This window comes from Ruegeria sp. HKCCA0370 (assembly GCF_013033705.1).
Classification (GTDB): Bacteria; Pseudomonadota; Alphaproteobacteria; order Rhodobacterales; family Rhodobacteraceae; genus Ruegeria.
Genome location: NZ_WQEP01000006.1, coordinates 257,164 through 268,406 on the forward strand (window position 1 = coordinate 257,164; position 11,243 = coordinate 268,406).

The 11,243-nt window shown below is 59.6% G+C and carries 14 protein-coding genes and 1 pseudogene; 4 read left to right on the forward strand and 11 right to left on the reverse strand.

Annotated features, from left to right (window positions below; translation table 11 throughout):
• The first annotated feature begins 4 nt into the window (after window positions 1–4).
• Entirely contained in the window at window positions 5–481 is a 477-nt protein-coding gene (locus GOW31_RS14510; RefSeq protein ID WP_171170986.1) for a class I SAM-dependent methyltransferase, read from the forward strand.
• Here GOW31_RS14510 and GOW31_RS14515 read toward each other — a convergent pair whose 3' ends face one another.
• Complete coding sequence (locus GOW31_RS14515; RefSeq protein WP_171171025.1) at window positions 482–1,624, reverse strand: alpha-D-ribose 1-methylphosphonate 5-triphosphate diphosphatase; 1,143 nt, start codon at window positions 1,622–1,624, stop codon at window positions 482–484.
• A 52-nt stretch (window positions 1,625–1,676) separates the two neighbouring features.
• Here GOW31_RS14515 and GOW31_RS14520 point away from each other — a divergent pair, with 52 nt between their 5' ends.
• Window positions 1,677–2,360 (forward strand): DUF1045 domain-containing protein, encoded by a 684-nt coding sequence (locus GOW31_RS14520; RefSeq protein ID WP_171170988.1) that lies wholly within the window; start codon window positions 1,677–1,679, stop codon window positions 2,358–2,360.
• Here the strand turns inward: GOW31_RS14520 and phnN are convergent.
• From phnN to phnG, 8 genes are read right to left on the reverse strand one after another with little or no spacing between them, the layout of a single operon-like run.
• On the reverse strand, window positions 2,342–2,890 hold the full coding sequence (gene phnN / locus GOW31_RS14525; protein WP_171170991.1) for a phosphonate metabolism protein/1,5-bisphosphokinase (PRPP-forming) PhnN: 549 nt from the start codon (window positions 2,888–2,890) through the stop codon (window positions 2,342–2,344). The genes GOW31_RS14520 and phnN overlap by 19 nt on opposite strands.
• Window positions 2,887–3,570 carry a phosphonate C-P lyase system protein PhnL gene (gene phnL / locus GOW31_RS14530; protein WP_171170992.1) on the reverse strand — a complete coding sequence of 228 codons (684 nt, stop codon included), beginning with the start codon at window positions 3,568–3,570 and terminating at the stop codon, window positions 2,887–2,889. The genes phnN and phnL overlap by 4 nt, the downstream gene beginning before the upstream one ends.
• 22 nt (window positions 3,571–3,592) lie before the next feature.
• Complete coding sequence (phnK, locus tag GOW31_RS14535) at window positions 3,593–4,363, reverse strand: phosphonate C-P lyase system protein PhnK (RefSeq protein ID WP_171170995.1); 771 nt, start codon at window positions 4,361–4,363, stop codon at window positions 3,593–3,595.
• Window positions 4,360–5,220, reverse strand: a complete 861-nt coding sequence (locus GOW31_RS14540) for an alpha-D-ribose 1-methylphosphonate 5-phosphate C-P-lyase PhnJ (protein ID WP_171170997.1) — start codon at window positions 5,218–5,220, stop codon at window positions 4,360–4,362. Before GOW31_RS14540 ends, phnK begins: the two co-directional genes overlap by 4 nt.
• The gene (locus GOW31_RS14545; protein ID WP_171170999.1) at window positions 5,217–5,813 is read right to left on the reverse strand and encodes an HAD family phosphatase; all 597 of its coding nucleotides are present in this window, start codon (window positions 5,811–5,813) and stop codon (window positions 5,217–5,219) included. Before GOW31_RS14545 ends, GOW31_RS14540 begins: the two co-directional genes overlap by 4 nt.
• A complete protein-coding gene (locus tag GOW31_RS14550; protein ID WP_171171001.1) occupies window positions 5,810–6,898 on the reverse strand; it encodes a carbon-phosphorus lyase complex subunit PhnI in 1,089 nt (362 codons plus the stop codon). Before GOW31_RS14550 ends, GOW31_RS14545 begins: the two co-directional genes overlap by 4 nt.
• Window positions 6,899–6,901: 3 nt before the next feature.
• Complete coding sequence (gene phnH, locus GOW31_RS14555; RefSeq protein ID WP_171171003.1) at window positions 6,902–7,477, reverse strand: phosphonate C-P lyase system protein PhnH; 576 nt, start codon at window positions 7,475–7,477, stop codon at window positions 6,902–6,904.
• The gene (phnG, locus tag GOW31_RS14560; protein WP_171171006.1) at window positions 7,477–7,935 is read right to left on the reverse strand and encodes a phosphonate C-P lyase system protein PhnG; all 459 of its coding nucleotides are present in this window, start codon (window positions 7,933–7,935) and stop codon (window positions 7,477–7,479) included. Before phnG ends, phnH begins: the two co-directional genes overlap by 1 nt.
• Before the next feature lie 103 nt (window positions 7,936–8,038).
• Here phnG and phnF point away from each other — a divergent pair, with 103 nt between their 5' ends.
• Both phnF and rpe read left to right on the forward strand, forming a co-directional pair.
• The gene (gene phnF, locus GOW31_RS14565) at window positions 8,039–8,749 is read left to right on the forward strand and encodes a phosphonate metabolism transcriptional regulator PhnF (protein WP_171171008.1); all 711 of its coding nucleotides are present in this window, start codon (window positions 8,039–8,041) and stop codon (window positions 8,747–8,749) included.
• 169 nt (window positions 8,750–8,918) lie between these two features.
• Window positions 8,919–9,608: a ribulose-phosphate 3-epimerase gene (rpe, locus tag GOW31_RS14570; RefSeq protein ID WP_171171010.1), complete on the forward strand. Its 690-nt coding sequence runs from the start codon at window positions 8,919–8,921 to the stop codon at window positions 9,606–9,608.
• A gap of 333 nt (window positions 9,609–9,941) precedes the next feature.
• Here the strand turns inward: rpe and GOW31_RS14575 are convergent, their stop codons facing one another.
• Both GOW31_RS14575 and tuf read right to left on the reverse strand, forming a co-directional pair.
• Complete coding sequence (locus GOW31_RS14575; protein ID WP_171171012.1) at window positions 9,942–10,889, reverse strand: aldo/keto reductase; 948 nt, start codon at window positions 10,887–10,889, stop codon at window positions 9,942–9,944.
• 177 nt (window positions 10,890–11,066) lie between these two features.
• Window positions 11,067–11,243 (reverse strand): annotated as a pseudogene (gene tuf / locus GOW31_RS14580) (elongation factor Tu); the annotation flags it as partial.

Below are 11,243 nucleotides of genomic sequence, written 5' to 3' on the forward strand. Positions count from 1 at the left end.
CACCATGAGCCGATTGGATTCCATGCTGCGCCGACTGACGGCCCAACGTGACGGACTGAACTGGGCAGCCGAGCGGATCAGCGGTCAGCCGGGCGATGTGCTGGACATGGGGTTGGGCAATGGCCGCACCTATGATCACCTGCGTGAAATCCTGCCAGAACGCCGGATCTGGGTGATGGACCGGGTCCTGCAATGCCATCCGGACAGCACGCCCCCGGCCGAGGATTTCCTGATGGGTGAAGCCGAACCAATGCTGCACAGACTGGCAGCCGGCGGGCATCGGATCGCGCTGGCGCATTACGATTTCGGACGCGGCATCAAGCACGAGGACGTTGCCGAAGCAGAGCGGCTCAGCCCGCTGATCGCGAAAGTCATGCAGCCCGGAGGGTTGTTGATTTCAGGTCAGCCCCTGGTCGGCTTTGCCCAGATCCAGGGGCCCAAGACAATCGCCCCGGACCGTTACCTGTTCTACACGGCCTGATCACGCCACGCGTCGACCGCGCACCCAGACCGAACTCGGGACGGGTACACCCGCGCGCATCCGGAAGCGGATGACATCGGCGCGGGCGTCGGCGCGCAACTCGCCCCGCTCCTCCAACCCTGCGGCCCGAGCCGGGGCCAGCGTTACCGTCTTCATCCCCCGCGCCATGTCGCCCCAGATCTCGCCCAGCCTAACCGCCGAAAGCAACAAGGCCGACGGCACATAATCCGAAGACAGGATGTCCAGATACCCAAGCTGGGCCAGCTCGTGGGCCGCAACATTGCCAGAATGCGATCCCCCACGGATTATGTTCGGCGCACCCATCATGATCTGAATGTCGTTTTCGTGGCAGGCGCGTGCCGCCTCGACGGTCGTGGGGAACTCGGCCAGACGGATACCGTGACCTGCGGACACTTTCACCTGATCTTCAGTCGTGTCGTCATGGCTGGCCAATACTGCTCCGAAACGGCGGGCAGCTTTGACAGCTTCGACCTCGTGCAGTGCGCCATTGCGATCTCGAAGCCCTTTCAATTGCGCCACGTGCTGAAAGAACGTGTCATCATCCATGGCATATTTGCCCTTCAGAAAGGTCTCCAGCTTGCCCATATCTCGAAACTGACGCTGACCGGGTGTGTGATCCATTATGGACACAATGCCAACCCTGTCTTCCGGTCCAAATTCGCTCAGCTCTTCAACCAGAGTTTCCGAACACACCTCGGCCCGCAAGTGCAGAAAGTGGCTGATCTTGAGCGCATCCTGTTCGCGCAGATCCCACAACTCCTGCGACAGGCCGCGGGCGTATTTCCCATACCGCCGCGCGCCCGACGGGATCGATCCAACCCGCATGGCATCGAACACTGTCGTGATCCCGGCGCCGGCCAATTCCGCATCATGCGCAAGAATTGCAGCGGCATGGGGCCAGTTCACCTGTGGGCGCGGTTGAATGTGACGTTCAAGGTTGTCCGTGTGCAATTCGACAAGCCCTGGGCTGACATAGTCGCCTTCGCAATCTATCGCGCCCGCGGGAACCCTGTTTCCGGTGTCGATTTCAGCGATGGCCTCACCCACAATCCGGACAGTGCCGGTTACGGTTTCATTCGGCAATACAAGCGTGGCATTGGCAAGGATCAAGTCTTCTGTCATCTGAACTTCACGCATGTTGAGACCGAGGAAGGCCACGCAAGAGGAGGCCGATATGACATTCACGCGATACGCGATCTATTTTGCGAAGCCCGCGGGAAAGGAATGGGCGAAATTTGCAACCAGCTGGCTGGGTTGGGACATGGAGGCGGGAAAGCCGGTTGCCCATCCGATTGTCGAAGGCATCGACGTTGCCGCCGTCACGGAGGTGCCGCGCAAGTACGGGCTGCACGCGACACTGAAGCCACCGTTCAGACTGCGCGACGGCAAAACGTACGAAGCCCTGCAAAAGGCTTGCAGCTCGCTCGCCTCCCGCCAACCACCTGTGTCGCTGGATGGCCTCGAGATCGCCCGGTTTGGGCGCTTTCTGGCCCTGCGTCCGTTGGGTGAGACGCGGGCACTGAATGCGCTTGCCGCGGCCTGTGTTCGGGAATTGGACTGTTTTCGTGCGCCCACCTCCGAGGCCGAACTGGCCCGCCGCCGCGCCGCCGGGTTGACCCCGAAGCAAGACGCCAACCTGGTTCAGTGGGGCTATCCTTACGTACTGGACGCGTTCCGCTTTCACATCACGCTGAGCGGCAAGCTGGACAAACCGACCCTGAGAGCAACTCGGAACGCGCTGCAAACCCATCTGGCCCCATTGCTGCCGCAGCCCTTCCAGATCACGGATCTGGCCCTTGCGGGCGAGGCTGAGGACGGGCGGTTTCACCTGATCCATCGCTACGCGCTCTCCGGTTGAAGCTGCGACAGGATTTCAGCAACCGTATCTTCCATCGCACCGGAGTTGTCGATTTCCAAGACCCGGTTCAAACCGTTGGGCAAAGACGTTTGGGCCCGGTCCAGACGCCGCGTCTGTTCCGCCTTGCTTTCCCGCCCTCTTAAGGACAAGCGTTCAGACAGAACCTCGGGCTTTGCCGTCAGGGAAATAACGATCAGATCACCAAACACCTCCTGCGCCTCAAGCAACACCGTTCGTGACAGGTTGACCAGAACCGCCTCGGCCACCTGCCGCTGCCGCGTGATCGTCTTCGGCACGCCGTAATACAGCCCATGCGCATGCCAACTCAGCGCAAACGCACCATCCCGTTCCATTCGCTGAAATATATCGACCGAGACCCGGTCGAAATCTTCGCCGTCTTCGCCTTCGGGACGGGTAATCACCCGCCGCTGCCGCTGAACACCCGGCGCCCGGGCCACCAACGAGTTCATTACGCTGTCCTTTCCGACACCCGAAGGACCCACGACCGCTATAACCGGAGCAAACGTCATGCAGCCATCCCCGGCGTGAAGTCCGAGACATCGACCTCGCGGTCACAGACCCGTTCGCGTGCGTCGAGATCGTGAAAAATCCCGACAATCGTCACGCCCTTGTTCTTGGCCTCTTCGATCAGGGACAAAACGGTTTCCCGGTTCTGCGCATCCAGGCTTGCGGTCGGTTCATCCAACAGCATTGCCGGATATTCATGCGCAAAGCCCCGCGCAATGTTCACTCTCTGCTTTTCGCCGCCCGAGAAGGTCGTCGGGCTGAGGGTCCACAGACGTTCGAGAATATTCAGCCGTTTCAGCAATCCGGCTGCCCTGTCCGTTGCCACTTGCCTGTCACAGCCCACAGCCAGCAGCGGCTCTGCCACAACGTCCAGCGTCGGCACCCGAGGCACGACCCGCAGGAACTGGCTGACATAGCCCAAGGTGTCACGACGCAGCAACAGGATCTGCCGCGGTTCAGCCCTGGCCACGTCCAACCCTGCGACCAGCACCTGACCAGTGGCCGCCAGATAGTTGCCGTAGATCACACGCATCAGCGTGGATTTGCCTGCACCCGACGGCCCGGTCAGGGCGACGCACTCACCCGGCTCCGCTTTCAGAGACGCGCCTTTCACCACCGGGATCGTGGCGCCGCCCTGATTGTGCAGGGTGAAGCTTTTGCTGACATCAACAAGTTCAATCATCGCTTCATCTTTCCCCAAAGCCTCAAACCTGCAAAACGCTGGATACCAGCAACTGCGTATAGGCATGTTGCGGGTCGTCCAGCACCTGATCCGTCAGCCCGGCCTCGACCACGCGGCCGCTTTTCATCACCATCAACCGGTCCGCCAGCAGACGCACCACGGCAAGATCATGGGTGACGATGATCGCACTCAACCTCATTTCACGTACAAGTCCGCGCAACAAATCCAGTAAACGCGCCTGCACCGACACATCCAGACCACCGGTCGGTTCGTCCATGAACACCAGCCGAGGACCTGTCACCAGATTGCGCGCAATCTGCAAACGTTGCTGCATCCCGCCTGAAAACGCGCTGGGGCGGTCATCGACGCGGCTCTCGTCAATCTCGACCCGGCCCAGCCAGTCAATGGCCTTGCCCCGAATGCTGCCATAGTGGCGACCGCCGACGGCCATCAGCCGCTCGCCGATGTTGCCTCCGGCGCTGACAGACATCCGCAACCCGTCGCGTGCGTGTTGATGGACAAAGGCCCAGTCGGTGCGGCTCAGCATCCGGCGCTCTGGCTCGGACATTGTGACCGTATCGACCGGGCCGTCTGCACGGGTATCAAAGATCACCTGCCCGGCGTCAGGCTTCAGAAGACCGGCCATACAGTTGAGCAAGGTCGACTTGCCGGACCCACTTTCACCAACGATTCCCATCACTTCTCCGGGGAAGAGATCAAAATTCACATCCGCGCATCCGATCCGGCGGCCATAGCGTTTTTCAACGCCCTTGACTTGCAACAAAGGAGTCATTGCGCGTTCTTTCCGACCAATCGGCCTGCATGCCCCGCCTCACGGCGTGACCGGCAGTAATCCGTGTCGGAACAGACAAACATCCGGTTGCCAGCGTCATCCATGATGACCTCATCCAGATAGCTGTCTTCGGCCCCGCACAGGTCGCAGGGATGATCGGCCTTGGTGGCCTCGAACGGGTAGTCCTCGAAATCGAGGCTCACGACCCTGGTATGCGGTGGCACCGCATAAATGCGCTGCTCGCGCCCGGCGCCAAACAGCTGGATCGCGTCCATCTCAAGCTTTGGATTGTCGAATTTCGGAATTGGGGACGGGTCCATGACATAGCGTCCAGCCACGTTCACAGGATAGGCATAAGCGGTCGAAATCGCTCCGTGCTGACTGATGTCCTCGTACAATTTCACATGCATCAGCCCGTATTCCTCAAGACTGTGCATCTTGCGCGTCTCGGTCTCGCGCGGTTCCAAAAAGCGCAAAGGTTCGGGAATCGGCACCTGATAAACGATGATCTGGTCTTCGCGCAGTTTTGCCTCGGGGATGCGGTGGCGGGTCTGAATGATTGTGGCCTGTTCCGTCTTTTCCGTGGTGGCGACCCCTGCGGTGTTTTCAAAGAACTTGCGGATGGATACAGCGTTGGTCGTGTCGTCTGCGCCCTGATCGATCACCTTGAACGTATCCTCGGGCGTCAACGTCGCGGCTGAAACCTGTACGCCCCCGGTACCCCAGCCATAGGGCATCGGCATCTCGCGGCTGGCAAACGGCACCTGATACCCCGGTATGGCCAGGCCCTTGAGGATCGCCCGCCGGATCATTCGCTTGGTTTGTTCGTCCAGATAGGCGAAATTGTACGCGCTCATAAGCAGCCTCTTTCTGAAAGAGCGCGTTCAAGCGCGTGCGGCGCGGTGAAGTGGATCCCATCCATGCCCACCGCACGCGCGCCTTCGACATTGTGCGGCCCGTCATCGATGAAAATGCAGTTCTCGGGTGAAAGCCCGGCCCGCTTGCACAGCAGATGGAAAATCTCTGGCTGAGGCTTCAAAAGCTTCTCCTGCCCCGACACGACGGTGACACCAAACACTTCGCCCAATTTGGGATGTGCCCCCACGCCGACAGGCCAGGTTTCCGCTGCCCAATTGGTGATCGCGTGAACCGGAGTGCCTTTCTCTTTCAGGCGGTAAAGCAGGCGCCAGCTTCCCTCGATCTTTCGCGGAACGGTTCTGGCATAACGTTCAACGTAAACACTGAGGCGCTGCCGATCTTCCGCATTTTCCAGTTCAGCGGCCAGATCGGCGAACATCTCTCCTCCATCGGCCCGCAGGTTGCGTTCGGGGAAATTGATGCGCGCCAGGAACTCTGCCACCGCCTCGCGGCTGCCCATCTCCTCCAGCCATGCCAGATGCGGATCCCATTTGACCAGCACGTTTCCGATATCAAAAACGACGGCTTTCATTCCATGGCCTCCTCTGACATGCGCTCTTCGGCCTTTCGACGCAGTTTGCGGACCAGTTCCAGCTCGGACTGGAAATCGACGTAATGCGGCAGCTTGATATGTTCGAGAAAGCCGGTGGCCTGAATGTTGTCCGCATGGCTCAGGACAAATTCTTCATCCTGCGCGGGCGCACCCACGTTGTCTTCACCCAACTCTTCCCACCGCAAGGCCCTATCGACCAGCGCCATCGCGATGGATTTTCGTTCAGACTGGCCAAAGACCAGCCCATATCCCCGCGTGAACTTCGGCGGTTCCGTTTTCGAACCGGTGAACTGGTTCACCGTTTCACATTCGGTCAGCTCGACCTCGCCAATGTCGATGGCAAAGCCCAACTCGGGGATGTCCAGCTCAACCACGACCTTGCCGATACGCAATTCTCCGACAAAGGCGTGGTTGCGGGCGTAACCGCGCTGGGTCGAATAAGCCATGCCCAGCACAAAGCCCTCATCCCCACGAGTCAGCGACTGAAGGCGCACCGGGCGGGTGGACGGGAACTCCATCGGTTCACGGGTCAGATCGCCCGGAACGTCATCGCGGGCAGGTTCATCCTGAATGATACCCTCGCCTTTCAGGAATGCGGTAATATGTGGCGTCGGTTCCAGCCGCACGGGGCCTTCAGGCGCCTTTGGAACTTCGCCCTCGGCCGCCAGCTTGAAATCCAGCAGTCGGTGGGTGTAGTCGAAGGTTGGCCCCAGAACCTGACCACCGGGAACATCTTTGAACGTGGCCGAGACCCGGCGATCACAGACCATGTCGCCGGTTTTGACGGGATTGGAACAGCCGAAACGAGGCAGGGTCGTGCGGTAAGCGCGGACGAGGAAAACCGCTTCGATCAGATCGCCGCGTGCCTGTTTGATCGCCAGCGCAGCAAGGTCGGGATCGTACAGCGACCCCTCGGCCATGACCCGGTTCACCGCAAGGCTCAACTGTTCACGGATCTGCGCAAGGCTCAGTTCCGCGACATCTGTTGCACCGCGGCGTTCTTCGGCAAGCCACGCATGGGCATTCTCGATGGCTTTTTCGCCTCCTTTGACAGCGACATACATGGCTTACCCCCTGGACCTGATTTGCGTGCTACGCGGCAGAGCCGCGACCGCCTCACCGCAGGTAAAGAAAAAATCACACCCCAAAGGGTAAAGCAGCGCATTGTTCTGAAGAGCCTGAACATCCGGCAGAGAAAGCCGCGCCGTGTCCCGGATGCCGGGGCCGCTCAGAACCGCACCATTCTGCTCCAGCCGCCTGCATTCCACAACAAGCGTCGCGGACCGGTCCGGGTATTCCGGCGTCCCGATACGATAGGTTTTGAGCGGCGCCAATGCATCCCACGTGCCAAGGGCAAAATCAGCCTCTTCCGCCGCCACTATCGGTGCACCCGTGTGAAAGGTCAGCCATTTGCGCACCGAACCGGTATCGGCTTCACCCGCCAGGTGAACATTTGTCTCGGCGTCGCAAAGCGTCACGAGCAGCGTGCCAGCCGCGACGGACAAGGGCGCGGGTGGTTCACAGCCAGCCAGCGCGCGGATTTCACCCGGACGCGCCATGACGGTCATGGCCGCGCGGAATGCATGTGCCGCATCGATAGCTGCGTCTTGAAAGCCACCCAAGAACCGCATTTGATCAGGCATCAGTCTTCCCCCCGAACCAGCGTGAAAAACTCGACCCTGGTGGCCGCTGCCTTTGCGGCGCGCGCTGTCTTGATCGACTGCATTTGCAGCCTCAGCGGATCAAGCAGCCGTGTCTGCAAATCATCAGCAGCGGCCGTCTGCATCATCGCATCAATCAGTGCCGCGGCTTCTGCCTTGGATTTCGACCTGCCCTGAACATATCCGTGACCGACCGTACCATCCTGCAACACGACCGAGCAGCGCGTAACGGTCATTTCACCCAGGTTGAACAAAGCGCCGGTTCCTCCGATGCGGCCACGCACCATGACACCACCCACTTCGGGCCTGCGCAGCCATTCGAAACTCGGGCAATCCTGAATGCCGTCCCACAGCGTCATCAGGGCGACGTCCGGCGCGCGCGCCAGCAGACCCATCCAATCCTTCCGTGCCTTGATCCCGATTTCCGCCTGATTTGCCATCAAAGCCTCTTGGACAGGTTGTCTAGGTAAACTATACAACTAGACAAATACTAACTGACAGGTTGTCAAAATGCAATCTGCGACCGTTTGAAGGTTTGGTGAAATGAGCAAAACGCCGATCTGGAAAAGTATTGCCCTGCGCCTGACCTCGGACATCGCCGAGGGGCGCTATCAAACCGGAGATCGCCTGCCGACCGAAGCCCAGCTGGCCGCCACCTATGGCGTCAACCGCCACACGGTACGGCGCGCTTTGGCTGACATGTCTGATCAGGGTCTGGTACACGCTCGGCGCGGTGCAGGCGTTTTTGTTGCGGCACGGCCAACGGATTACCCGATCGGCAAAAGGGTGCGTTATCACAAAAACATCTCGGCCAGCGGCAAGATACCGGGCAAGAAAATCCTGGCTTTGACCACGCGCGTCGCCGATGAAGCCGAAGCCGAAGCTCTGGGCCTGAACAAGGGTGATCCAGTGCACGTCTATGACGGATTGTCCCTGGCGGACGGGCAGCCCATAGCCCTGTTTCAGAGCGTTTTCCCCGCGGAACGGTTTCCTGAAATCTTGCAGACATTGACCGTAACCCAATCCGTCACCAAAGCGCTGCAAGCCTGCGGCGTCAGGGATTACGTCCGCGTGTCGACTCGCCTGACCGCGCGCGGGGCGACTGCAACGCAGGCGCTGCAACTTCAATTGTCTGAAGGTGCTCCTGTTCTCTTCTCGGTCGGCGTCAATGCCGACCCGGATGGACGGCCAGTCGAATACGGCCGCACGGTTTTCGCGGGTGAGCGTGTAACGCTGACCCTGAACGAGGCATAAGCGAACACAGGTTCTCAGCCGCAACCGACCGCCGATCCCAGGTCTCAGCCCATTGGGTCAGAAGCCGCGCGGTGAGAGTTTTGTGGCAACACGGCGTTTGCGGGGGCTATCCATCCCACCGGCGCAGGGGTATACGCATCCGCGACTCTTCAGCTGATACGAGGCCACCATGAGCTTTGACCGCACCATCAAGATCGCGCCGTCTATCCTGTCCGCCGATTTCGCCAATTTCGGGCAGGAAATTCAGGCCATCGAAGCGCAGGGCGCCGACTGGGTTCATGTTGACGTGATGGATGGCCATTTCGTTCCAAACCTGACCTTTGGCCCTCCGGCCGTGAAAGCGTTTCGCCCGCATGTGAAAACGGTCATGGACGTTCACCTGATGATCACGCCGGTCGATCCCTACATCCAGGCCTATGCCGATGCCGGAGCGGACATTCTGACCGCACATGTCGAGGCTGGCCCCCACACCCATCGCACCTTGCAGGCCATTCGCGGCGCCGGAATGAAAGCCGGCGTTGCCCTGAACCCCGGCACCCCTGCCGAAGCGGTCGAGCATCTGCTGGACCTCTCGGATCTGGTTTGCGTGATGACCGTGAACCCCGGCTTTGGGGGCCAGAAATTCATCGACATGACCGGCAAGGTCAAAAAACTGCGTCAGATGATCGGTGATCGTCCGGTGCATATTGAAATCGACGGTGGCGTCGACCCGAAAACCGCTCCGCTGGTGGCAGCGGCAGGTGCGGATGTGCTGGTGGCCGGTTCCGCGGTGTTCAAGGGCGGTTCGGTTTCAACCCCACAGATCTACGGAGACAACATCCGTGCCGTCCGGGCAGCTGCTGAATCAGCGCTGTCCTGATTTGCAATCACCGGCGGCTGTCAGCAAGACTGTCAGCCGCCGGTGCGGATCGCAGCCCTTGTCAAACAAGGACTACAGTCCGCGCGGAACGCGACCAAATAAGGCGCTCTGCCCGTTTCCTTGACTTTGCGGTTGAGAGGATGACAGACGCGCATCACCACCCTTCATCAAACCCAATTGGCGGGAAACATCCCACCTTGACGTTCTTGTTGAGAACCCGCGTGTATTGGTGAGGTTCGCAGGACTTGGCAGGAGGGCGAAATGCGACCAGGACCCCAATACAGTTTGTAAAATGGGTGATGAGCCACCGCGCAACGTAAAAACCGATAGACCCTACCCAGTTTCAGGATCGTTTTGGGATTGACCCAGTTCCGCCAACTCGCTCCAAACCGCATCCGGAATAGCCCAGTTGGCCCATTCGAATGTTTGGTTTACATGTTGCGGCCATGTCGCACCGCAGATTGTTGAAGCAATGTCTGCGTTCTTGACTGAGAACTGCAACGCAAGCGCCCCCAACGGTACATCGTAACGAGAACAGATACTCTCAACAGCACGAACCGGGCCCAGAACGGCTTCGGTCGCCTGCTGATAGACGTAATAATGATGAGCAGAACTTCCCTTGGCCAGAATTCCTCCGGAATAGGGCGCCGCATTCAGAACCTCCACACCTTTGGATCGCGCAAGCTCGATCATTGGAGCGGAGTTCACGTTGACCAACGTATGCCTGTTGTGTGTCAGAAGGACGTCAAACTCGCGATCACGCAGCATCGGCATCAGGACGTCAATCCGGCCGCCTGCAAGCCCCACTGCCTTCGCCAAACCTTCTTCCTTGATCCGGAACAGCTCATCAAGTGCACCGCCGGTGCCGGTCACCTCTGAAATATCTGCAGCGTATTCGGGGTCATGTAGATGGAGAATATCCACCTGTTCCACCCCGAGGGCCTGAAGACTTGCTTCAAGTGACCTTCGCGCTTGTGTCGCATCAAACCTGTTGCTCTCCATGTCCCGGTCCAGTTTCGTGGACAGAACCCGGCCTTCAGGCCACCCCCCCAGTTCACGAATGACTTGCCCGATACGCTCTTCACTTCGACCCATCGCGTACCCACGCGCTGTGTCAATGAAGCCATCCGGGCGCTGGAGAATTGCCCTTATTGTGTCCAGCGCACGGCCTTCGTCTACCTCGTAACCATATATCTGAGGTATGCTTCCCAGACCTGTTGAACCGAACCCTATTTGCGGCAGCCTGACTCCAGTCCGGCCGATTTCAACATGCTTGGTCATCCCACCATCCTCCCCTACAGGACATTTCTGACTGCAATTTTGTCGAGGGTCGCCGTTCAACGCAAGCTTGGCGTATTGGCTTGCTATCTCGAAATCGAGGGAAGCATGGCATTTGAATCCTAACAAAAAGGGCGCCCCGCGGGACGCCCTTTCCGTCTGATCATTCGCTTGCGCGAATTACTCGATGATTTTCGACACAACGCCGGCGCCGACGGTGCGGCCGCCTTCGCGGATCGCGAAACGCAGGCCGTTTTCCATCGCGATGGGCGCGATCAGCTCAACGCCGAACGACACGTTGTCGCCGGGCATGACCATCTCGGTGCCTTCGGCCAGGGTCACGGTGCCGGTCACGTC